The organism is Bacterioplanes sanyensis, assembly GCF_002237535.1.
Lineage (GTDB): Bacteria > Pseudomonadota > Gammaproteobacteria > Pseudomonadales > Oceanobacteraceae > Bacterioplanes > Bacterioplanes sanyensis_A.
Genome location: NZ_CP022530.1, coordinates 995,106 through 1,017,553, shown reverse-complemented (window position 1 = coordinate 1,017,553; position 22,448 = coordinate 995,106). Strand labels below are relative to the sequence as shown.

Annotated in this window: 26 protein-coding genes, 1 tRNA gene and 1 pseudogene; 10 read left to right on the top strand and 18 right to left on the bottom strand. The window is 53.9% G+C overall.

The genetic code is table 11. The annotated features are described in order from the left end of the window. Positions 1–38 precede the first annotated feature (38 nt). On the top strand, positions 39–1,433 hold the full coding sequence (locus CHH28_RS04775) for an aminoacyl-tRNA deacylase and HDOD domain-containing protein (protein ID WP_094059235.1): 1,395 nt from the start codon (positions 39–41) through the stop codon (positions 1,431–1,433). On the opposite strand, the gene CHH28_RS04770 is transcribed toward CHH28_RS04775, so the two are convergent. The 6 genes from CHH28_RS04770 to CHH28_RS04745 form a co-directional block, all read right to left on the bottom strand. Further along, complete coding sequence (locus tag CHH28_RS04770; RefSeq protein ID WP_094059234.1) at positions 1,423–2,172, bottom strand: hypothetical protein; 750 nt, start codon at positions 2,170–2,172, stop codon at positions 1,423–1,425. The genes CHH28_RS04775 and CHH28_RS04770 overlap by 11 nt on opposite strands. Positions 2,173–2,202: 30 nt before the next feature. Continuing rightward, positions 2,203–2,553 carry an SCP2 sterol-binding domain-containing protein gene (locus tag CHH28_RS04765; RefSeq protein ID WP_233243747.1) on the bottom strand — a complete coding sequence of 117 codons (351 nt, stop codon included), beginning with the start codon at positions 2,551–2,553 and terminating at the stop codon, positions 2,203–2,205. A gap of 76 nt (positions 2,554–2,629) precedes the next feature. Further along, on the bottom strand, positions 2,630–3,163 hold the full coding sequence (locus tag CHH28_RS04760; protein WP_157729778.1) for a DUF1415 domain-containing protein: 534 nt from the start codon (positions 3,161–3,163) through the stop codon (positions 2,630–2,632). Positions 3,164–3,180: 17 nt separating this feature from the next. After that, positions 3,181–3,453, bottom strand: a complete 273-nt coding sequence (locus CHH28_RS04755; RefSeq protein ID WP_094059232.1) for an HU family DNA-binding protein — start codon at positions 3,451–3,453, stop codon at positions 3,181–3,183. A 61-nt stretch (positions 3,454–3,514) separates the two neighbouring features. After that, complete coding sequence (locus tag CHH28_RS04750) at positions 3,515–4,672, bottom strand: FAD-dependent oxidoreductase (protein ID WP_094059231.1); 1,158 nt, start codon at positions 4,670–4,672, stop codon at positions 3,515–3,517. Between the two features lie 61 nt (positions 4,673–4,733). After that, positions 4,734–4,898: a rubredoxin gene (locus CHH28_RS04745; RefSeq protein WP_094059230.1), complete on the bottom strand. Its 165-nt coding sequence runs from the start codon at positions 4,896–4,898 to the stop codon at positions 4,734–4,736. A 143-nt stretch (positions 4,899–5,041) separates the two neighbouring features. Between CHH28_RS04745 and CHH28_RS04740 the strand changes: the two genes are divergently transcribed. From CHH28_RS04740 to phoR (CHH28_RS04725), 4 genes are all read left to right on the top strand, one after another. Beyond that, positions 5,042–5,641 carry a chorismate--pyruvate lyase family protein gene (locus tag CHH28_RS04740; protein ID WP_094059229.1) on the top strand — a complete coding sequence of 200 codons (600 nt, stop codon included), beginning with the start codon at positions 5,042–5,044 and terminating at the stop codon, positions 5,639–5,641. 32 nt (positions 5,642–5,673) lie between these two features. After that, positions 5,674–6,564 carry a 4-hydroxybenzoate octaprenyltransferase gene (ubiA, locus tag CHH28_RS04735; RefSeq protein WP_094059228.1) on the top strand — a complete coding sequence of 297 codons (891 nt, stop codon included), beginning with the start codon at positions 5,674–5,676 and terminating at the stop codon, positions 6,562–6,564. 106 nt (positions 6,565–6,670) lie between these two features. Further along, positions 6,671–7,369 (top strand): phosphate regulon transcriptional regulator PhoB, encoded by a 699-nt coding sequence (gene phoB / locus CHH28_RS04730; protein WP_094059227.1) that lies wholly within the window; start codon positions 6,671–6,673, stop codon positions 7,367–7,369. Positions 7,370–7,372: 3 nt separating this feature from the next. Then, positions 7,373–8,683, top strand: coding sequence for a phosphate regulon sensor histidine kinase PhoR (phoR, locus tag CHH28_RS04725; protein WP_094059226.1), 1,311 nt, complete (start codon positions 7,373–7,375; stop codon positions 8,681–8,683). Here the strand turns inward: phoR (CHH28_RS04725) and CHH28_RS04720 are convergent. Then, the gene (locus CHH28_RS04720) at positions 8,664–9,593 is read right to left on the bottom strand and encodes a response regulator (RefSeq protein WP_094059225.1); all 930 of its coding nucleotides are present in this window, start codon (positions 9,591–9,593) and stop codon (positions 8,664–8,666) included. The genes phoR (CHH28_RS04725) and CHH28_RS04720 overlap by 20 nt on opposite strands. Positions 9,594–9,602: 9 nt before the next feature. Then, complete coding sequence (gene cysZ / locus CHH28_RS04715; RefSeq protein ID WP_094059224.1) at positions 9,603–10,367, bottom strand: sulfate transporter CysZ; 765 nt, start codon at positions 10,365–10,367, stop codon at positions 9,603–9,605. A gap of 119 nt (positions 10,368–10,486) precedes the next feature. On the opposite strand from cysZ, the gene trmH reads away from it, so the two are divergent. Next, positions 10,487–11,188, top strand: a complete 702-nt coding sequence (gene trmH, locus CHH28_RS04710; protein WP_094059223.1) for a tRNA (guanosine(18)-2'-O)-methyltransferase TrmH — start codon at positions 10,487–10,489, stop codon at positions 11,186–11,188. Here the strand turns inward: trmH and CHH28_RS04705 are convergent. The 3 genes from CHH28_RS04705 to CHH28_RS04695 form a co-directional block, all read right to left on the bottom strand. Continuing rightward, positions 11,163–11,978 carry a hypothetical protein gene (locus CHH28_RS04705; RefSeq protein ID WP_094059222.1) on the bottom strand — a complete coding sequence of 272 codons (816 nt, stop codon included), beginning with the start codon at positions 11,976–11,978 and terminating at the stop codon, positions 11,163–11,165. The two genes, trmH and CHH28_RS04705, sit on opposite strands and share 26 nt — an antisense overlap. A gap of 504 nt (positions 11,979–12,482) precedes the next feature. Beyond that, positions 12,483–12,803, bottom strand: a complete 321-nt coding sequence (locus CHH28_RS04700; RefSeq protein ID WP_094059221.1) for a DUF3392 domain-containing protein — start codon at positions 12,801–12,803, stop codon at positions 12,483–12,485. Between the two features lie 98 nt (positions 12,804–12,901). After that, a tRNA-Thr gene (locus CHH28_RS04695) sits at positions 12,902–12,977 on the bottom strand. A 164-nt stretch (positions 12,978–13,141) separates the two neighbouring features. Between CHH28_RS04695 and phoB (CHH28_RS04690) the strand changes: the two genes are divergently transcribed. Together phoB (CHH28_RS04690) and phoR (CHH28_RS04685) are read left to right on the top strand one after the other, a co-directional pair. Next, a complete protein-coding gene (gene phoB, locus CHH28_RS04690) occupies positions 13,142–13,864 on the top strand; it encodes a phosphate regulon transcriptional regulator PhoB (RefSeq protein ID WP_094059220.1) in 723 nt (240 codons plus the stop codon). A gap of 8 nt (positions 13,865–13,872) precedes the next feature. Continuing rightward, the gene (gene phoR / locus CHH28_RS04685; protein WP_094059219.1) at positions 13,873–15,144 is read left to right on the top strand and encodes a phosphate regulon sensor histidine kinase PhoR; all 1,272 of its coding nucleotides are present in this window, start codon (positions 13,873–13,875) and stop codon (positions 15,142–15,144) included. A gap of 215 nt (positions 15,145–15,359) precedes the next feature. On the opposite strand, the gene CHH28_RS19830 is transcribed toward phoR (CHH28_RS04685), so the two are convergent. The 6 genes from CHH28_RS19830 to CHH28_RS04655 all read right to left on the bottom strand — a co-directional run bounded on the left by CHH28_RS19830 (position 15,360) and on the right by CHH28_RS04655 (position 20,737). Beyond that, positions 15,360–15,968: a hypothetical protein gene (locus tag CHH28_RS19830; protein ID WP_157729777.1), complete on the bottom strand. Its 609-nt coding sequence runs from the start codon at positions 15,966–15,968 to the stop codon at positions 15,360–15,362. Then, a complete protein-coding gene (locus tag CHH28_RS04675) occupies positions 15,937–16,743 on the bottom strand; it encodes a hypothetical protein (RefSeq protein WP_094059217.1) in 807 nt (268 codons plus the stop codon). The genes CHH28_RS19830 and CHH28_RS04675 overlap by 32 nt, the downstream gene beginning before the upstream one ends. Positions 16,744–17,144: 401 nt before the next feature. Then, complete coding sequence (locus CHH28_RS04670) at positions 17,145–17,876, bottom strand: hypothetical protein (RefSeq protein ID WP_094059216.1); 732 nt, start codon at positions 17,874–17,876, stop codon at positions 17,145–17,147. A 217-nt stretch (positions 17,877–18,093) separates the two neighbouring features. Further along, entirely contained in the window at positions 18,094–18,669 is a 576-nt protein-coding gene (locus CHH28_RS04665; protein ID WP_094059215.1) for a hypothetical protein, read from the bottom strand. Between the two features lie 750 nt (positions 18,670–19,419). Further along, positions 19,420–19,821, bottom strand: coding sequence for a hypothetical protein (locus tag CHH28_RS04660; protein WP_094059214.1), 402 nt, complete (start codon positions 19,819–19,821; stop codon positions 19,420–19,422). A gap of 1 nt (position 19,822) precedes the next feature. Beyond that, the gene (locus CHH28_RS04655; RefSeq protein ID WP_094059213.1) at positions 19,823–20,737 is read right to left on the bottom strand and encodes an immunity 49 family protein; all 915 of its coding nucleotides are present in this window, start codon (positions 20,735–20,737) and stop codon (positions 19,823–19,825) included. A 188-nt stretch (positions 20,738–20,925) separates the two neighbouring features. Here CHH28_RS04655 and CHH28_RS20545 point away from each other — a divergent pair, with 188 nt between their 5' ends. Continuing rightward, complete coding sequence (locus CHH28_RS20545; protein WP_094058567.1) at positions 20,926–21,309, top strand: transposase; 384 nt, start codon at positions 20,926–20,928, stop codon at positions 21,307–21,309. Further along, a pseudogene (locus CHH28_RS04645) lies at positions 21,276–21,704 on the top strand (IS5 family transposase); the annotation flags it as partial. The gene CHH28_RS20545 and the pseudogene CHH28_RS04645, both read left to right, overlap by 34 nt. On the opposite strand, the gene CHH28_RS04640 reads toward CHH28_RS04645, so the two are convergent. Next, positions 21,690–22,448, bottom strand: coding sequence for a hypothetical protein (locus CHH28_RS04640; protein ID WP_233243743.1), 759 nt, complete (start codon positions 22,446–22,448; stop codon positions 21,690–21,692). The pseudogene CHH28_RS04645 and the gene CHH28_RS04640 overlap by 15 nt on opposite strands.

The following is a 22,448-nucleotide window of genomic DNA, read 5'->3' as shown; positions in this document are numbered from 1 at the left end:
ATACTGTAACGACAGGTAAATTGATCAGGTGACTGACTATGGCGATTCCGGCAACGGTGCGCAAAGTGCTGGAAGATTGGCACGTTCAATATACGCTGACTGACGACGAGGAACTGCTCCGGCTTATGCAAAGTAACGCTCCCGCTTCTTATTCCTCCAAAGTGGCCAACGTCGTGTTTTTAAAGGATGCGGCCGGACAGGTGCAAGTGGTGGTGCCCGGTGATCGCATGCTGGACCTGAACCTACTGGCACATCAATTGGGGCGTCAGTTTGTTGCCTTATCGTCGGCAGAGCTGCAAACACTGAAAACCCGCCATGGCCTGACGGATTTCCCGGCCTTGCCGCAAGTCACCGGCCTAGACAGCTTGGTCGACGATACCTTGTTGGAGCAAGACGAGCTCTACATCGTATCTGGAGCCGAGCATCAGTGGCTGAAGGTGCCAATGGATCAGTTTCGTGCCATGACCGCCAGCTCGCATGTAGGCCGCTATACCGCGCCGCTGCCACTGGATTTGCACTACCAGGACAGCCAGCAAGATTTGTCCGATGTCGAAATCGCCGTTCGCCAGTTCACGCCACTGCGTATTCAACAGCGTTTGGAAGAAACTCTAGACCTGCCGCCATTGCCCGAAACCGCGCGCCGCATTATTGAGCTGCGGGTTGACCCCAATGCCGACAGCGCCAGCCTGGCGCAGACCGTTGAGCTCGACCCCGGCATGTCGGCGCAAGTCGTCAGCTGGGCACGCTCACCGTACTACGGCGTTCGCGGAGAAGTGAAAACCGTGGAAGAAGCGGTGATTCGCGTACTGGGCTTTGATTTGGTGATTAACTTGGCCCTCGGTTTAGCCTTAGGCCGCACCTTGAGCGTTCCAAAAGAGGGGCCTAACGGTTACGCGCCGTTCTGGCAGCAGTCGGTGGTTACTGCAGCGCTGTGCGGCGAACTGGTCAAACGCATGCCCAGTCGCTATCGCCCGAATAGCGGCTTGGCCTATCTGTGTGGGTTATTGCACAACTTCGGTTTTCTGGTGCTGGGGCACGTATTTCCGCCGCAGTTTTCGCTGGTGAATCGCCATATTGAAGCCAATCCACACATCAATCGGTTTTACATCGAACGCCATTTACTGGGCATGACACGCGAGCAGGTCAGTGCCTGCTTGATGCAACAATGGCGCATGCCAGAAGAGGTGGTGACCGCCACTCGCCATTTGCATAACCCCTATTACGACGGCGAGCATCGCGACTATGCGCACTTGCTCTACGTTGCCAGTCGCAGCCTGCGTCGCCATGGCTTTGGTGACGGTCCATTTGAACGCACAGAAGCCCACATCCTGGACGAATTAGGGCTAAACGAAGACACCGTGACAGAAGCCACGGAGCAAGTACTGGAGCAGTTAAACGAGCTGTCCGAGATTGCTCACATGCTTAACCGTTAACCGCTGGCAGGCGGTTAACGAATCCCGTCATCCATTGTTGCAACTGGGGCTGACGGTACAAAGCCACTAACGCTTGCAACTGTTCATTCGGGGTACGTCGGTGGGTGTACAGCAGGAACTCCCGAACCTGCTGGCGCACATTGGCCTGCCACTGCTGCGGCGGCTGCCAATCTGGCAGCACTTGCTGCAATTGTTGATAAACGTCCGTGCGGGTACGCACCATCAACTGCTCAAAATGCATGACTTCATTGAGCTCATCGATCAACGCCAAGCGCGCCGCCGGCGGCGTTTGCAGCCGCAAGCGTTGCACATAATCGAGATACGCTGGCGAACCCTGCTCATGAATTGCCGCCAGTTCACGCTGACGAGCTTGCTGCCAGCCTGCGCTTTGTAACCGCTGCAGTATGTCCAGACGTTGTTGCTCAGACAGTGCCGGCGTTGCTGCCAGCCAGGATTGCTGCAGTCGCTGTGGCGCCCAGCTTGCCGACACTTGGTTGACCAGCTGGTACTGCTGGCCCAGGGTCGCCTGCTCAGCGTTGAGCACCGCTTGGCTAACATGGCGTGCCTGATCGGCCAAGCCCACCACGCCCATCAATTCGGCCACTCGCTGCTGCAGCAAGGTTTCATCGATCACCATCACGGCGGCGGACGGCTCAGCGTCCACTAACGCCAGCTCGTTGGTGTGGCCTGGCAAAGCGATAGCAGCCAGAATCGTTAGCCCTGCGAGTTGCGCCTTCACTGGTCTCTCCGAATTGTGAGCGGTGGTCGGTTATTTTTTCTTACGCGGTTTCAGGTATTTGGCGATGCCCTGGAACCACATCACCAGTGACAGATCACCAGTCACCTTGATGTCTTTGTCCTGAATCCCTTTCATAAAGGCATTCTTATCTTTTGCCGTCAAAATTCTAAGACCTGTGTCGGCATCTTTAAAGCTGATGGTAAACGCCGGTTCCTTGTGCGCTTTGCCTTTGCTTTTTACCGCTTGGTCTTTGATACGGAAGTGGCGTACCACGTTGCCGTCTTCGGTCTGCATCTGGAAAGCAAAGTCTTTGCCTTTGAGCTGCTGCTGGAAGTCCGGGTTTTTGCTGGCATTTTTTTCATCATGTAGCCTAACAGCCACAGCAGCATGCGAAATTTAATCATGTGAAATCCTCTGAAATAGATAAGCTGCAGCGGCGCAGATGTTCGCGCAGCAGCTACAGCAGGCCGGATTTTGCCAGAGCAGGCGCGGCTTGCAAGAGTCCTTCCCGGCCCAATCGACGCAGATGCTTTTTGTTACGCTCAGGAATACGCTCAGGATGAGACACATCGGCCAAAGCCGCTTCAATGTCGGCTTCGCGAATCAAATGCAACATGGGAAATGGTGAACGATTGGAATAGTTGGACCAATCATCCATATCTTCTTCAGCAAACTGATAGCGCGGGTGGAACGTCGCTAATTGCCACTCACCTTCTAAACCCTGATCGACCAGCAGTTGGTCGCATACGTCGACCCAATCTAGGTAGGTGTAGAAATCGTGCAGCGCATTGGGCACGACAAACAGCGCGGTAGGCAGTTGCTGCGGAGACGTTGCAGCGGCTTCGCGCAGCAAGGTAACCAGTGCATGAGTGATGTCGGTGAGTTTGGTCGCGGCGCAGACGTCGATGCGCAATTGCTCGAAGACTGGCGCCGCAAAGGGACAAAGCCCTTCACCTATCACCAATTGCTGAACCCATTCACGGGTCAGCAATTGTGGATCGGAAGCGCTTATTGCACTGCTTCCTTCAGGCCTTTGCCGGCTTTGAACGCAGGCACATTGGCTTCAGGAATCGTGATCGCTTCACCCGTTTGTGGGTTTTTACCCTGACGCTCAGCACGCTTACGAACTTCGAAGGTACCAAAGCCGATCAGGCTTACGCTGTCCCCTTCGCTCAGGGCCTTGGCGACCTGATCGGTGAATGCAGTCACAACCTCAGCGGCTTTTTCTTTGCTCAGGTCAGTTGCTTCAGCGATCGCTGCCGCCAGTTCTGGTTTACGCATGAATTGCTTCCTTTATTGATTAACTCAGCATCACGGTGATGCACACACTGAACCGCCGCTATCAGGGTAACAAGGGCGGCAGTTCTTTGTTGAGCGCTACTTTATTGCTAACTGTGCCGCCGGTCAAAGCGTATCCCAGCAATTCGCCGCCTGGGGCACGAAATTCCGCCTGAATATCACTGCCCTGGCCATCAATTTGCCACGCCCCCTCAACACCGGATTGAGGTGGCGCCACCACCACAGGCACAACCGGGGTTTTGATGGTTACTGGCATCGGCCCAAACGAGACCGGTGTGGTTTGACCAGCCAGGGTTTTGGCCAGCGCGCGCGCCGAGGTCATCAGCGGCAGCACATACAGCAATACCTGGCCGTCGATTTCAGCACAGTCACCCAACGCATAAATGTCGGCTTCACTGGTTTGCAGCGTGCGGTCGACGCAAATACCGCGATTCACTTTTAGGCCCGCTTTCACTGCCAGGTCCAGCCGTGGGCGCAAGCCAATGGCGGACAACACCAAGTCGGCTTCGATTTGCTCGCCGTTGCTGAGCGTGGCGCGCACACCGTCCTCAGTAGTTTCAATACGTGACACCAGCGGCCCTAGGTGAAAACGCACACCCAATGATTCCAACCCGGTTTGCACCGCAGTGGCAGCTGCTGCTGGCAATAAGCCAGGCAATACTTGATCGCAGGGCGCAACGACATCGGATTGGATGCCGCCGTTGGCCAGATCGTTGGCAAATTCACAGCCAATCAGGCCAGCGCCCATGATCAATACGCGCTGCTTGCCGTAGGCGGCACGGCGAAAGCGAGCATAATCGTGCAGGTCGTTCACCGAGAAAATGCGCTGCGCAGCATCGCCTTCAAAGCGCGCGTGCACCACATCCGCCCCCCAAGCCAACACCAGCTTGCTGTACACCACCGGCTCTTCACCGATGAAGACCTTTTTCATCGCCGGATCAATGTTCGTCACACGGGTGTGGGTACGAATGACGATATTCAGTTGCTCGGCCATATCGGCGGCCGACGCCATGGCTAATTGCTCGGCGGTTTTGTCTTTGGTGAAGCCCGTCGACAACATCGGCTTGGAGTAGTTGGCGCCATCATCCGCGGTGATGATCAGAATCGCTTGCTCGGGATTCAGTTTGCGCAGCTCTTTCACTAAGTTGTAACCGGCCAAGCCTGAGCCAATCACGACGATGGGAGCATCGGTGTGAGTCATATCGGGAACCTAATGAGTATTTAGCCAGGAAAGCGGTCGCCGCGGGCGGCGACCCGTTGGATCAGATCTCGACCATCTCGAAATCTTCTTTACCGACGCCACAGTCGGGGCAGATAAAATCGTCGGGAACATCTTCCCAGCGTGTGCCAGCAGGGATGCCTTCATCGGGCGCTCCTTCTGCCTCATCGTATATCCAGCCACACACGACGCACTGCCATTTTTTCATGGTTCGTACTCTCTCAAACTTTCACGGAGGGCTAAAACTACTGGCGCAATGGGTGAAAAGCAACGGTCTTTTGCGGGCATATGCGTGCGCATTGGCCGCATTGCACTTGCCAGCTCCTTACCTTTAGCGCATGCTGCGCGCCGATGAAAACCACCTCCGCTCCCCTTGCGCCTAGCCCGGAAAAAGGCGGCCAACATTTTCACCCTCTGGCACCGTTATGGTCCGGTCAGCGGCGTCGCTTGTTACCCCAGCTCAGCCCACTGTGGCGCGATTGGCTGCTGCATCCCGGCTCGTTAAGCCAGCGCCTGGATGAACTGCGACCCGGCGCATTTTGGGTGCATGTCGTCAACGAGCAATGTGGCCATGCCAATGCGTTTGAACGCCAAGTCATGGCGTTACCCAATGGTGCAACCGTCTGGCAACGAGAAGTGGTGCTGTGGGTAGCGGAAGTACCTCTGGTACGAGCGCGCACCGTGGTGCCATTGTCGGCACTGCAAGGGCCTCTGCGGCGCCTGCGGGCTCTTGGCAATCGCTCGTTGGGCAGCTTTCTGTTTCGCCAACCGGGCATGCAGCGCAGCCCATTGCAGGTGTGCCGCAGTCAGCTAAGTGGCTGGCAACATTGCCGTTATTCCATATTTACTCTGCAACACTGCCCCATTCTGGTGAGTGAAGCATTTTGTGACGACTTGCCCCAGCGGCTGGCACAGCTGAGTGGGTGCGACGTGCACCACGCTGAGGCATAATACTGGCCTTCGCCCATACTGCTGGACTGCTTGTGCGCACCCTGGTTACCCAACAACTCGATAAGCTTTGGCCCGCCTGGATTCACTGGGTGCAGCTAACACGCCTTGACCGCCCTATTGGTTCTTACCTGCTGTTGTGGCCAACCTTGGCGGCCTTGATCATCGCCGCACATGGCATGCCTGCACTAGGCAATGTGGTCATTTTTGTTGTTGGGGTGTTTCTGATGCGCTCAGCCGGCTGCGTCATTAACGACTTTGCCGACCGTAAAATCGATGGTCACGTTAAGCGCACCAAAGATCGGCCGTTAGCGACCGGCAAACTCACCAGCAAACAAGCACTCACTGGGTTTGCCATGCTGATCAGCTGTGCGTTTGTGCTGGTGCTGATGACCAATCCTTTCACCATTGCCTTGTCTTTCGCTGGGCTGGCATTGGCCTCGATCTACCCGTTTATGAAACGCCATACTCACATGCCGCAGTTGTTTCTGGGCGCGGCGTATTCGTGGTCCATCCCCATGGCGTTCGCGGCACAAAGCAATGAGCTACCGCAGGTGGTGTGGCTACTCTACTGCGCCAATCTGACCTGGACCGTGGCCTTCGACACCATGTACGCCATGGTCGATCGGGACGACGACTTGCGCATCGGGGTGAAGTCCACCGCGGTACTGCTCGGCGACCTAGATGTGGCCGCCGTGGCCAGCTTGATGGCAATCACCGGGCTGTTCTACCTGCTGGCTGGGCAACAGCTGCAACTGGGCCTGTATTTCTATCTCGGTTGGGCGTTGGCGCAAGCGTTTGCCGCCTGGCAAATCTGGCACATTCGCCAGCGCCAGCGCGAAGATTGCTTTCGCATGTTTCGCCTGAGCCACTGGTATGGGGCACTCATTTTTGCCGGCATCGCCGCGCACTACGCCTGGCTGTAAGCGCGATCAGACCGCGTAGGTAAAAACCCTGCCTGTCACATGGCTGTAACATTCTCTGGCTGTAATAGCGGCGCGGAAGAGACTATGACAGTTACGTGACATAATTATGAGTAAATCAGGCAAGACCGTGCTCATCGTTGACGATGAAGCGCCGATTCGGGAAATGATCGCAGTTGCCTTAGAGATGGCCGGCTATGAATGCCTGGAGGCAGCCAACGCTCAAGAAGCCCACTCCCACGTGGTGGATCACAAACCCGACATGATTTTGCTGGACTGGATGTTGCCCGGTACCAGCGGTGTTGAGTTTGCTCGTCGACTGAAGCGCGAGGATCTGACAGCCGAGCTGCCCATCATTATGCTCACGGCCAAAGGTGAAGAGGACAACAAGGTGCAGGGCCTGGAAGCCGGTGCCGATGACTACATCACCAAACCCTTCTCCCCACGCGAATTAGTGGCGCGGCTAAAAGCCGTGTTACGTCGCACCACGCCGCAGGGCATCGAAGAGCCGATCGAAGTCGGTGGCTTGATTCTCGATCCTGTGTGCCATCGAGTGACCTCCTTTGAGGCGCCGATCGACATTGGCCCCACCGAATACCGCTTATTGCAATTCTTCATGACTCATCAGGAGCGTGCCTACTCGCGCGCTCAGTTGCTGGATCAGGTCTGGGGCGGCAATGTCTACGTCGAAGAGCGCACCGTCGACGTGCACATTCGTCGCTTGCGCAAAGCGCTGGGCCAGGCACATGAGCACCTGATTCAAACGGTGCGGGGTACCGGTTACCGTTTCTCGACCAAAGCCTCGTAAGTTGTGGTCCAGGTATGGCGCAGGGAATTGCGCCGGCTACTACTGTTGCTGCTGGCGGCGGCGTTAGCAGGCCATCAGTTCGGCTACACAGGTTGGGCACTGTTTGCCACCTTACTGGGCTATGTTGGCTGGCAATGGTTGCAACTGGCCCGTTTGCATCGCTGGCTGGCCAGCGGCCAGAGTAAGACTTTGCCGTCAACATTGGGGATCTGGGGACAAGTGTTTCGTCAGACCCAAAGCCTGCAACGACGCAGTCGCCAGCATCATCAACGCCTGACGGCGGTCATCAACCGCATTCAAGACTCCACTGCCGCATTAAAAGACGCTGTACTGATGGTCGACAGTCACGGCAACCTAGAATGGTGGAATACTGCCGCCACCCAGTATTTGGGCCTGCGTGCGCCAACCGACGTTGGCCAGCAAATGACCAATCTGATTCGCAATCCAGACTTTAAGCGCTACTTTGATCGCGTCGATTATCGTGAACCATTGACCATCGCCTCGCCGGTCAACCCGCAGCAGCAATTGCAGTTCAACATCACCCTGTTTGGCCGCAAGGATCGTTTGCTGCTGGTGCACGACGTCACCCGCTTGGTCCAGCTGGAGCAAATGCGCAAGGACTTCGTCGCCAATGTCAGCCATGAGCTGCGCACACCACTGACGGTGATTCGTGGTTACGTTGAGACCTTGCAAAGCGCCGCCGATCATCTGCCGGGCCGCAGCCAACGCATGCTGGAGCAAATGGCGCAGCAGTCTCAGCGCATGGAGCTGCTGATTACCGACTTACTGACCTTGTCGCACTTAGAAACCGACCTGCCGGATGACCCGACTGAGGTCGATGTGCACGACTTGATCGCACAGATTTGCGCCGATGCACGGGCGCTCAGCGGTGAGCGCCAGCATCGCATCAGTCATCAAGTCGACAGCGGCTGGATGATCGCCGGTTATGGCCCAGAGCTGCGCAGTGCGTTCTCTAACCTGATTTTTAATGCGGTGAAGTACACACCAGAAGGAGGGCAAATCGATGTCCGCTGGCAGGTAGACGATAACGAAGGCGTGCTAGCGGTGAGTGACACCGGCATCGGCATCGCGGAACATCACTGGCCACGGCTGACCGAGCGTTTTTATCGCGCCGACCCCAGTCGCAATCCAGATACCGGCGGCACTGGGCTGGGTTTAGCCATCGTAAAACATGTGTTGTTGCGCCACGAAGGGCATTTGAGCATCGACAGTCGCATGGGCAAGGGCAGCACTTTCTACTGCCACTTTCCACGTCAGCGTCTGCAGCAGCGGGTTAGCGAACCCGCGCTATGAATTTAGACAGGATGGCGAGCTTTTCCGGATCGTCGTCCACGTAACGAATCACGGTTTGAATGGTTTGCGCCTCTGGATGCGCCTCTTGCGCTTGCAGTGTGCGGATATAGCCATTGATGCGCGCCACTTCGTCTTGCTCTTCGCCCAGCATGATGTCCACCACCACAGTTTCCAGCAGCCCAGGCAATGAGCCCTCGCGGCGAAACACGCCGACCAGCTCTTGCAAGCTGATGTCTTTGATCACCAGTTTCACCGAGCCACCCGAGCCAAAACGCACACTGGCAACCGCCTTGGCTTTATTGCCCTTGCCAACCTTAACCGACGCCGCCGACGGCGCACTGCTGGCGGCCGGAGCTTCGGGCGCAGCAGGCGGTGCACTTTTGGCAGCAGATTGCCCCATCAATACCGAGGCGCCGCCCATGTCCTGCTGAACTTTGGCGGCCGGCTGAGCAGCTTTACCGCCCGTCAGCACACTGGCCGAGTCATTCACTGGGTTGCTACTGCCGCCCGCACCACCCGGTTTGACCTTGTGATGGCGGTACACCATCTTCGACAGCTTGGCGGTGAAGTTATCGCGGGTGAAAGGTTTGCCGATGTAGTCCGACACCCCAGCGGTAACGGCTTTCACCACATGATCACGCTCGCCACGACTGGTGATCATCATAAACGGCGTTTTTTTGTAGCGCTCATCGCTGCGCATCCATTGCAGCACCTCCAAGCCAGACATTTCCGGCATTTCCCAATCGCACAGCACCACATGAATTTCGTTGCTATTCATGATGGCGGTGGCTTTGCGACCATTGATGGCTTCGTGCAAGGTGCAGCCGGGATAAATCTCCTTTACCGCCTTTTTCACCAAGTCGCGGATGAATGCCGCGTCGTCTACCACCAAAATATTCAGCTTTGCCATGCTTGGCCCTTACCCATCAGAACTCTTCACAGCATAGCCGACGGATGGCTGTGACGCTGGCAAAGTAAAGTGCTGCATGCGCAGCCGCGTGGCACCAATGACCGCTGCGGACATGACAAACCAGTTAAGGATTGGCACCAACAAGGTCACCGACACCACTGCCCCCAAGCCCATCACCGTGATGCGCCGCTGTGCCAGTTGTTGGCGCATCTGCTTAAAGCTAACACCGTGGTTGTCGTAGGAATAATCCAGGTATTGCAGGCCCAGTACCCAGCTGCCAAACAGGAACCACAGCAACGGACTCACCACATTGACTACTGGAATCAAGGTGATGATGAACAGTAAAAAATAGCGCGGCAGGTAATAAGCCATTTTGGTCAGCTCGCGCCCCAGCGTGCGCCACACCATCGGCCAGATGTCTTCATCCGGTACTTGGCCGCCGGCTTGCACTTCTACCTTTTCACTCAACAAGCCATTGAACGGGCTGGCAATCAGCATCAGCACGGCACTGAAGAAGTACGCCATCACCAGCATAAAGGCCAACACCATCAATGGCATCAAGATCCAATACAGCCACTCCAACCACGACGGCAGTGACGACACAATCCACTCGGTGGCGTCATCAAGCGCCTGCACGCCCCACCACGTGCCTGCCGACAGCAACACAATGTTCAGCAACAGCGGCAAGGCAACGTAGCGACGCAGCCCCGGCTGAGTCAGGCTGGACAAACCAGAGAGCCAATAGCGTGCTCCGAGAAATGGGTTGCCTTTCATAGCGATCTCCGTGCATTCAAGGGGTCGCTTTTATACAATGCGTGCCCGCCGAGCACCAGCCATGCCCTGGTCGCCTTCGTGCTTGCTATGTTTTTTGCAATCGCCCGAGATTTTCAACCATGACCCCCGAGCGCTTACAGCGTATTACCGCCACTCTGGATAAACGCCAGCCGGACCTGACCGTATTAACGGACGAAGTGTATAAACCTCATAACCTGGCTGCCATCGCCCGTACTTGTGATGCGGTGGGGATTCCAGATATCCATGTGGTGTGGCCGCGAGATCGCTATCGTTTGCGTACCGCCGCCACCGCAGGCTCTGCCGAGTGGGTAAACGTGCATACCCATGCCAATATCGAAGGCGCTATTCAGCAGTTTCAGCAGCAAGGGTACAAAGTCGTCGCAGCGCATTTGACCGACGATGCCATCGATTATCGCAACTACGACTTCACCCAACCGACAGCGCTGCTGATGGGCACCGAACGTGAAGGCGTCAGTGCCGTAGCCGCGGGCTTGTGTGACCATCATCTGGTCATTCCGATGCACGGCATGGTTGAGTCGTTTAACGTCTCTGTTGCCGCTGCCATCATGCTCAACGAAGCGCAATATCAACGCCAGCGCGCCGGTCTGTACGACCAACCACGGTTGCCTGAAGCACACTACCAGCGCTTATTGTTTGAGTGGAGTCAGCCGCAACTGACCAAGCAGTGTAAAAAATACGGCGTGCCCTACCCACAGCTGCGTGAAGACGGTGAAGTGGCCGATCCGCAAGCGTTCTCGCGCTTAATCAATGAGCTCAGCGCGCAACGGCAACAAAGCTAGGTTGCGTAAAACCTGCGCGCCACTGCATCTGCTGCACTGGCGTGCGCTGATAGCGGAAATCACTGCGCCAGAAGTCCAACAGGGTTTGCTTAGCAGCCTCGGTCACGTCACTGCCGAGTACCAGTGCGCGTATCGCCTTGGGCGGGATTCGAACTAGGGCGTTGTCGACACCAGCCACGGTGACGCACTTATCTTGCTGATGGCGATTCAATAGCAACCGGTACTCACCCAGTGTTTGATACTCCGGCGGGTCGACCAATAAAGTCGGCGGATATAGGCGCGTCGCCTGTGTCTGATACACCACAGGTTGCAGCTCAGCCTGGGGCCAAGCCGCCGGGTCTAACGCCAACCATACAGCCTGGAGCCCGGCAGGGTGTTGCATCCAGGCGAGGGCATTGTCTGCTCGGCAAAAGAAGCGCTGCATCAGCCAGTCTTCCAACTGCCCCAATTGCTGCGCGGTTTTAACCTGTCGCTGCTGCGCCAATTGGCTTTCTATCTCAGCCCGCTTACTTTCCGCTTGCGCTTGAAACTGCTCCAGCGTCAGCAGAGACGCCACCGATGGCGGCAAATTCTCATACGCCCGCTGCAGGTAACTCTGAAAGTCATCTTCGCTGACGGCAGCGGCGTCTTCCGTCGCTTGTTGCTGATGCCAGGCCAGTGACCAACTGCGCGCCTCCGGGACAGCAATCACTCCTCGTTTGAGCAAGAAAATCAGCTCCTCGCCACAGGCCAAATAGCGCCACCGCGCAGCCTGTGTCGTGGCCGGAAGATCGCCGTCTACAGCCATCATTTACCACTCCTGAGAAAGTAGCGGACACCCTTGTGAGATATCTCTTACAAGGCAGTGAGACATGTCGATAAAACACCCCTGCTGGTTGTCCCAAAAGTCACTGCGAACATGGGTAAACCCCTGATTTCATGGGCTTTCTAGCGAAAAAGTTTTTTCCAACACGGTCACAGTATAAACATGGACGACTTTTTCCTCGCCGCCATTCTGCTATTGTAAATCCTGTACGGAGGCACTGAGACAGGACGTCTCATCTTCAGGACGAAGAACACAACAGGACGTTAAGGAATAGGTCAGGAGACCTACAAGGAAGACGGCAAAGGATGCCACAAGGACGTTGCTCAGGAGAGCATAGCCAGGAGGCTAAACGCAAGGGACGCGACACGGAGGGTATACCGGCTCAGGACGGCCGCAAGGACGACGACAGGTCAGGATGATCTAGGGTGCTGTGGCGCTGCAGACAGGATGTTTGCAGCGCCCGATTTATTTCTGGGCCCCGAAAAATCATTAACTCTTTTTATAGCGCTCCGCCAACACGCCCACCGCGACAAAACAGCCCACCACAGCCAACAGCATCTGCCACCCCGGCAACTGGCGTAACCAACTCTCGACCACAGGCGTTAGCCAGACGGACAACGCGCCATAACCAAACGCACACAGCGCAATAAATACCGACACCCGCAACCACACCGGCCTGCGCCGCATCAGGTGGCGCACCAAATCGTTGATGCTATCGCCAAAAATCACCAATAGCGTGGCCACCAGGGCCAAAGCAATATCATCGGTGTGGGGGCGCAAGTAACTTGCCAGTTGATTCAGCCAGGACATCGTAGCCTCCGTTTTTCGCTCAGGCAGTGTGAGGGATGGGCTGGAGGGCAGCAAGCGAGAGGCATAAAAAAACCCGCTCGATGAGCGGGTTTTTAATATGGTGCCGGCACCAAGAGTCGAACTCGGGACCTACTGATTACAAGTCAGTTGCTCTACCAACTGAGCTATACCGGCTAAGTGGGCGGGGATATTACTGATGGTGAGCGCAGTCGTCAACCCTTTATTTTCGATAAATGTCTGATTCTTCTTTAGTTTTCCCACACGGCTAAAACGCTGCTGCGAATTCATAAAAATGTCACAATGGTGTTTGGATTTTTCTGCACAATACGGGGCGCGTGATGAGTGGCAGTCATATTCTGGTGGTCGACGATGAACCGGCCATTGCCGAGATGATTTCAACCAGCCTAGAGCTGGCGGGTTTTCAAGTGAAACGGGCCGCCAACGGGCACCTGGCACATCAGATGATCGTTAACGAGCGCCCGGATCTGGTATTACTCGATTGGATGATGCCAATGCTGTCTGGCATTGAGCTGACCAAGCGGCTGAAGAAAGATGAACGTACCGCAGACATTCCAATCATTTTGCTGACCGCTCGTGGCGACGAAGACGACCGCATTCAAGGCCTAGACGCCGGCGCTGATGATTATGTGGTGAAGCCGTTTTCACCGCGCGAGTTAGTGGCGCGCATTCGCGCGGTATTGCGCCGTAGCCCTGGCGTCAATGAAGACGGCTGCTTGCGGGCCGGCCTTACGGTGCTGGATCGCAGCGCACAGAGCTGCACCATAGATGGCGAAGCCATTAGCTTAGGGCCATTGGAGTATCGCTTGCTGGAGTTCTTTATGCTGCATCCGAATCGCGTATACTCCCGCGCCCAGCTGCTCGATCGTGTATGGGGTGGCAATGTTTATGTCGAAGACCGAACCGTGGACGTGCACATTCGTCGTCTGCGCAAGGCCCTGAGTCCACAAGACCAGCAGGCCATGATTCAAACGGTACGTGGAGCCGGTTATCGCCTGACTCCCGACACGTTTGAATCCGGAGAAACCGCTCAAAACAAGTGAGGTAGCCCTTGCAACAGGGGATTTGGCAGAGAGAGTTGCTGCGCGTCGCAGTACCTGTGGGATTGGGCTTGGCAGCGGGTTGGTCGGTGGACTATCCATTGCCCGGTTTACTGGTCGGCATGGCGGCAGCACATGCCATGTCGCTCCGAGCGATGGCCAACTTGTACCGCTGGAGTCACCGTTTTGGCTCGCCGCCACAAGACAGCGGCTTGGTCGGCTACAGTGTCGACCGCATCGTGCGGCGTGAGAAAAACCTGCGCAGCAAGTTGAGTCAGCAGGCCCGTCAGCTGCGCCGCTACAACGAAGGCTTAGAATCGTTGCAAGACGGCGTGTTAATCATCGATGCCGAAGGCTACATCACCAATTTCAACTCCGCGGCGGTCAGGCTGCTCGGCCTGCGCAACGAAGACTTGGGGCAGCACGTTAAGAATCTGCTACGTACCCCAAAATTTACCAAGTACTTTGATCGCGGCGATTACAGCAAAGCACAGCAGTTCGACTTTAATCATGTGCGCCCACAAACCCTGATGGTGCAAATCACCCAATTTGGTGTCGACCAAAAAGTGATGCTGGTGCGTGACGTCACCGAACGTAAACGCGTCGAAACCATGCGCCAAAACTTTATCGCCGATGTCTCCCACGAGCTGCGCACGCCGTTAACCGTGATTAACGGCTATCTGGAAATGCTGCAAGACATGGAATTGCCCGCCAGCTTAAACAAAGCCTTGGGGCAAATGTCGAGCCAGGGTGAGCGCATGCAAAGTCTGGTGAACGATTTGATTGAACTGTCGCGTTTGGAAAGCGCCAACAGCGACAGTGCCGGCGATTATTTCAACCTGCAGCACTTGGCCCACAGCGTGATCGATCAGCTGCAGTCCTATGACCACAACACCGTCTCCTTACAATGTGAGGTGGACGTTGAAGTGCAGGGCTTTGTTGATGAAATGCGCACTGTGCTGAGCAACCTGCTGACCAACGCCTACAAATACGGCGGCGATGGCGAAGTACAACTGACCATCGAAAATGCCGCACACGGCGTACGCGTCAGTGTGTCCGATCAAGGGGATGGCATCGCCGCAGAGCATCTCACACGCTTAACCGAGCGCTTTTATCGCGTCGATGATTCACGTGAGTCCAGCGTTGGTGGCTCAGGGCTAGGTTTGGCAATCACCAAGCATGCATTGGAGCATCATGGCGCTCAGTTAGAGATTGAATCCGAGATCGGTAAAGGCAGCACCTTCAGCTTTGTGATACCAGCCGAGCGGGTACAACCAGCCTAACAACGCTCATCTAGCAACAGCACTGCGGCGAGCACTGAAATCACCTCGCCGTAGTGAGCGCTGTGACAATGTCGTTTGGTTTTTATTTGGTATTAAACTGCAGCCACATAGCGTTACATTTTTATTGAAAAATAAGGCGGGAAAATATCTTTAATATTGGACCATGTTAGAAACAGTATTGGCGTGCACACTAACGTAATTATGGCCAATCAGAATCACTCGGCGGCCGGCGATAATATCGGCTTCAACTTGCTCAACACCTTCTTGCAGCTGTGTGCGCTGACGCTCGATGGTTTTTCGCATTTCGCTACGAATGACATAGCCCATTTCATCGCTGATATCACGGTCAAATCCTGACTCTGACTCGAAATGCCGCTATTGGTACCGGCCCGATAGATATCCACCGCTTGGCGGTTGGTAATGCCATTATTATAAAAATTAATAACATTATCGACATGGGGGTCGATGGCCGTATCGGCAGAAGCATTTTTCTGCTCCAGGACCTTTTCAGCAATGGCCAAAGCCAAACCGTCGTATTCAGAGCTGCCGGGGCCGGTATAGGAGTTGGAGGAAGCAAGTTCCTCAATCACTACGCCATCGCCGGACAAAAAGTCTGCTCGTCGCAAACTACGTAGAGTTTGGAAAACTGAGTCTGGATCAGCGTATGTAGTTGGCAGATAATAGATTTTGGTCAATGAGTCATCGATATCTAAATCATCACCATTAACCGGACAGTAAGATTCCGAGTATGCAGAAGATATAGCGAGACCTATAAAACCCGTGACAATATACTTAAGGATTGGCATATTTTTCACACTCTTCACGCGATATATTTCCATACTTTTTCGATTGCGTTGCAAACCAACTAAGGAACTGATTATGAGATTTTTTCCTTTCATCTGTATTAACCACAAATGACTGTATGCTCGAACGATAGTCATTGCCCTTGTTATACGGCGTACCGGAGTAATCAAAAAAGCATGAGATCATTTTCTGGTATTCATTCTTTGCATGTGTTAGCTGCTTTAGGTCTTCGGTATCGGCTAACTCCATCCTCTTTTGAAGACCATAAGCCGTCCATAATGTCGCACGATAAAGCTGAAACTTATCGCCATACAGTTCATATAATCCGTGCTCAACTTCATCGCGTACGCCATTGCCGTCAGTATCAATACCCTCAATGGTTTCGCGGGCAGCAAAGAACTTTGGCTTAGGCGGCAGTTTTTGTGCGTCGATTTCTTTAATGGTCAGGGTATGGCGGCTGGTATCGCTGGCGACTAATTCTACTGGGGTGTCTTCCACCACGTCTTGGCTGTGCAGCGTTAGCTGGCCTTGCTCGTTTTTGACCAGCTCCAGCGGTGCATCGCCAGTGTCGACGATCCAGCTCACCGGACGATGGTTAATATGAGTAGGCAATAGCAGTTGGCTGCGCTCATCCATACTTGCCGGCACTGTGCTTTCTTGCGGGCTGCTGGTGTCGGGTTCGGGCGTAACTTCCACCGTGGTGTTGTTAGAGCCCGATGAGCCGCTGCCACCGCAGGCAGCCTGCAAGGTACTGAGGGCGGCCAAGGTCACCCAGTGAGTTATGTGAGTGGTCATTGTTTGATCCTCAAGATTAGGAACCTCTAAATGGCTCTGCGCGAGTGCAGCAGGCTTTTATAACAAGGCGGCGATGGCAGTATATGGCAGTTATTGGGCACCGACGGATTTTTGAGATACGGCTTTATTTCCGCTAAGCCCTATGCCCTCCTTGAGGGATCTTATCCCTCACGCCGGGCGGGCGAGCTCCCTGCTTTACGCTGCACAGGCCGTATTTCCTGATTTGCCAATGCTGTGGTCGCCGCAACGTCCAACAGCCTGCATCCCGGCAGGATGTTGGCGGGTGCTGCCGTCCGGGCAGCCCCGGCGGGCACAGCCATTGCCAACTCAGGCGGCCTGCTAAGGCGCGGAAGACCTAACCGCTAAACCGAGAAATGAGATACAGAGTTTAAAATGAGATGTCAGGCCTGTTCACTTAGTCTGTCCATTCTAACCGCCGCTACATAAGGCAAAAACTCGGGGTTACGCTTTTCTAGTGCCTCCATAATGCCATTAGCACGCAAACCACCATAACCATGGCCAATCAGAATCACTCGATGACCGGCGATAATATCAGCTTCTACTTGCCCGACACCTTCTTGCAGCTGCGTACGCTGGCGCTCGATGGTTTTTCGCATTTCGCTACGAATGACGTAGCCCATTTGATCGCTGATATCACGATCAAAACCCGCCTCTGGCTCGGTTAAAATACCGTTATTGGTGCCGGCTCGATAGATGTCCACCGCTTGGCGGTTGGTAATGCCATTATTATAAAAATTAATCACATTATCGACATAAGGGTCGATGGCCGTATCGGCAGAAGCATTTTTCTGCTCCAGTACCTTTTCAGCAATAGCCAAGGCCAGACCGTCGTACTCGGAGCTGCCGGGGCCGGTATCGGAGTTGGAGGATGGGAGTTCATCAATGATGATTCTGTCATCAGCAAGAAAATCAGCGACTTCAAGAGCACTTATAACAGAGTCAACCAAACTTGCATCAGTGTATGTTGTTGGCAAAAAGTAAACTTTGGTTAATGAACCACTATTAGTTACTTCACCTTCGGAAATAGGGCAGTAATTTTCCGCATACACCGATGACACTATAAAGCTAAAAACAATAGCGGCAGTATTTTTAAGGTTTGGCATATTTTTCACACTCACCCTCTGGTACGGTTACGGCTCTTCTCGACTGAGTAGAGTGCCAACGAATGTACTTTGAATGCGCTTTTTTTCTTTCGTCCGTATTGATAACAAAGGAGCGTATCGCTGCAAGATAATCTCCCAAATTATACGAAGGCACCCCCGAGTACTGGACAAAACATGAAACCCTTTTCATGACTTCATTTTTGACATAATTGTAGTCCTCTAGGCTTTATGACCCTGAGACTTCGATCATCATCTGAAATTCATTAGCCCTCCATAAGCTCGCACGATAAAGCTGAAAATTTTCACCATATAGCTCATACAACCCATGCTCTACTTCATCACGGACACCATTGCCATCGCTATCGATGCCTTCAATGGTTTCGCGCGCAGCAAAAAACTTGGGCTTTGGCGGCAGTTTTTGCGCGTCGATTTCTTTAATGGTCAGGCTATGGCGGCTGGTATCGCTGGCGACTAACTCTACCGGGGTGTCTTCCACCACGTCTTTACTGTGCAGCGTTAACTGGCCTTGCTCGTTTTTAACCAGCTCCAGCGGTGCATCGTCAGTGTCGACGATCCAGCTGACTGGGCGATGGTTAATATGAGTAGGCAATAGCAGTTGGCTGCGCTCATCCATACTGGCTGGCACTGTGCTTTCTTGCGGGCTGCTGGTGTCGGGGGTGACGTCCACCGTGTCATTGTTGGGTGAATCAGTGGTAGAACCCGATGAGCCGCTGCCACCGCAGGCAGCCAGCAAGGTACTGAGGGCGGCCAAGGTCACCCAGTGAGTTATATGAGTGGTCATTGTTTGATCCTCAAGATTAGGAACCTCTAAATGGCTCTGCGCGAGTGCAGCAGGCTTTTATAACAAGGCGGCGATGGCAGTATATGGCAGTTATTGGGCACCGACGGATTTTTGAGATACGGCTTTATTTCCGCTAAGCCCTATGCCCTCCTTGAGGGATCTTATCCCTCACGCCGGGCGGGCGAGCTCCCTGCTTTGCGCTGCACAGGCCGTTATTCCTGATTTGCCAATGCTGTGGTCGCCGCAACGCCAACAGCCTGCATCCCGGCAGGATGTTGGCGGGTGCTGCCGTCCGGGCAGCCCCTGCGGGCACAGCCATTGCCAACTCAGGCGGCCTGCTAAGGCGCGGAAAACCTAGGCGCTAAACCGAGATATAAAATCATCTCACACTTTGCCGCGTCAGAGTCTCCAGTCATTAACATCACTCTCGCAACGCCAAGTCGGCCTGAGATGGCGCCGCCAACCAGTGAAGGCGACCAAGCTGGGCAGCAGGGATGCTGGCCAAGCAAACGGGGCGCGGGATTCGCCCTGTTTGTGCGCTACCCGTCGCCAAACTGCTTGGCGGTCTAGCCACGCCATCTTGGCCGGGAGCGGGATTGTTAAGAGGGGCGGGCCCCCCTCAACTGAAAAGCCCGTGCGTAGCCGGGCGAATCACTACGACTTCACAAGATCAAACACTAAACGTCAGACCATACGTTTATGCATCAAGTTTGGTTGTGAGTGAACTTAAAACTCAAATACTCAGGGCCCCTATTTACTGGCCTGGCGCCGATGGTAACTTACAAACTCGCGGTTTATTTCGTTCAAACCCGCTGCGATGTCGTTGAGATGGCTGGACAAATACTCCGCTACTGCGTCTTTACTGGGGTTAAAGCGCTGAATATTAAGCTTATACAGTTCATACACAGCCGGTGCCAATTGCTGCAAAATCAGCGTTGGGCTTTCGGCTTTAAGCATATAGTGCAGATACAAAATAATGTGCTGCATTTGCTCTTCAAGGCCAGCGCTGTTTAATAATGCCAGCTCATCGGCAGCGGAACTCAACGCGGTTAAGCGCTCGCTCACCAGCTCCGCATCCAGCTGCTCAGCCGAGCGATTTTCGCCATACCACCAGTCGGCGAAATAATTGGGGAAACGTTCCATTATGCTCATATTATTTCTCCTCCGGGCCTTGAGTACGAATGGGGTAGTTGAGGCGAAGGTTGTCATCTGGTAGTGGTGGCAGCTGCGACCAATCCCGATGCTCCACTAGCCACTGAGGGATATAGCGGTTTTCAACGGTTACGCGATAACCTAAGCGGTCGTAGGCCAAGGCTGCTAGGCCCATTAGAGGCAGCGAGAGAGCGTCTCGTGGCACTGCCGTTTCAGCATGTTTTGTGTAAAAAGCCTGACGCAGTAACAGAGCGTTTTCGATGGCTTGATTAAAACGCTGCTCACCTTCGTCAAACACGACGGTGGCAATGGCATCCAGTTGCGGTGTAATGCAGTGATACACATATTCTTCAAAATGCCCACCGGCTTCGATGGTCGTGGGACTGTACATCGCCATCAGCAATGCATCACGAGCATCGCTCTCACACAGTAGGCTCTGATATATCAAGGCCAAATCGGTATAAACCGTATGTTTATCGCCACAACTGGAGTTAATTTGCTCTACGTCCAACTTGGCTAATTGTGACAGTGCTTTGGCATCACGCATTACCCAGCTGCATTGCACGGCAGTCATCCAGTGATTTGGCCCTGGTAGCTGACCACGATCACTAACATACACTCGGTGCACAGTATCATCTAAAACAAAGTCGATGGTCTCGCCAACATGCTGTGGATAAAGTGCATAACCAACGGAGAACTGCTGCAATCGACGCATCAAATAGTACGAAGTTGAGCTTTCAGGTTCTAAATAAGCTTCGCACGCTAAAGCAAATTCATATGAGTCTGCTTCCATTTTTGTTAGCCCACCAAACAATGGCAACCTTCTCTTGTAGCGCTCTACCATCCAGTCAATAGCACTGCCTTTGGAGGTAACAGACTTCTCGTAATCTTCTTCTGTTATATCGCCATGAATCATTGTAATTTCTCCGGTTATAAGTCGAACTCAGAGACAACGTAATTGTTGCTTAGACTACCATCTGGGTTGAGCGGCTGACGAACTGACATATAACGCAACTGACCGGAGTCTTGGAGCATTACTAGAAGCTGTTTCATAACCTTCAGTCCGATATAATAATCAAAACTATCAGCTTCAACTCCTCCACCATGAAACGTTCAACCTCAGAACTGACCGACCAACAGTGGGCACACATTGAGCCTTGTTTACCCAGCCTGCCTCGTGGCAAAGGGGGTCCCAAACCTATCAGCAATCGAGCCTGTTTCGAGGGCATTTTATGGGTCTTACGTTCAGGTGCGCGCTGGCGTGATCTACCCGAGCGCTATCCTTCACCGAGTACCTGCTGGCGCCGCCTTCAGTACTGGGAAGAGCAAGGTGCATGGGTCAAAGCCTGGCGTAAGCTTCTTCGCGTTCTGGATCAACAGTCGCGGTTAAATTGGGAAGAATCGTTTTCTGATGGTAGTTTTGCACCCGCAAAAAAAGGGGCCTCGGTGTTGGAAAAACCAAGCGTGGTAAGGGGTCGAAGTGGATGATAGTCGTCGATGGCGAAGGCATTCCAATCGGGCTGACACTTGGCTCAGCGTCACCGGCGGAGGTCAATCTGATTGAGGCTTTGTTAAATGTTTCCTATGGCAAGAGCAAGGTGAAGCGTTTGATTTACGATAAAGCGGCAGACTCTGATCCTCTGCGAATGGCGTTAAAGAAACGGGGCGTTGATCTCATTTGTCCACATCGTCGAAACAGGAGAAAAGCGCCGCTGCAAGATGGTAGAAAGCTGAGAAGGTACGACCGTCGCTGGAAAGTAGAGCGCACTTTTGCTTGGCTTGGAAATTATCGGCGATTAGTGGTTCGATGGGAAAGAAAGCTCTCAATGTATCGAGCCTTCTTTCACGCCGCCTGCATGATGATCGTGCTAAAGAAGTTGTGAAACAGCTTCTAGCTCTTTCACAACCTCATGATCTGGCCCAAGCTTCGCCCGATAGTTCGCAATAATATCATCCATATACTCTTTAGTGCCTTGCTGGGCACGCTTACCACTTAGGTTATCGTCATGTTTTATTTGGCGTGAACCAAGGCGGCTATTGCCTCCTTTGGCCTCGACAATCACTAAGTTGCCATCATCATCCCAAAAGGCCATGTCAAACTCACCTTGCTTGCCATTGCCCATTTGTTCATTGGCTTCATCCAGTTCCTTAAAGCGATCATAGCCTTCTCTGTTAAAGTGCTTGTCTGCTACGTGCTCGCCAATTTCTTCCGACAGTCGAATGCGCTCCTGTTGCAGCTGACCGACCTTCTCAGCATCATTATCAGCATCTGCTTTTTTAATCTGTCTGTTAACCTCTTCGCGTGCGCTCTCTAACGCTGTCAGATCCGCACCTTTGGGCTCAATACCTTTGCTAATACGGCTGCTTTCCTTCGCTGGGAAGTCTACGTTAAAGGTTTTAGGAACAATTTTGATGTTACCATCGGCGTCCAACTCGTAATCGAGCTGCGGGACTTCAGGTAAATCATTGCGACGAATAATAGTTAGACGGTTGCTTCGCTTGGCAATGTAGTACTTATCGGCATCATCCCCCAACGCATCACGGATTTCGTCGATTGTTGGCACTTTACAAGCATTGTGTACCCACAGTTCACCCGGCCCTGCAAAGTAAGTGGCGTCTTGATCCAC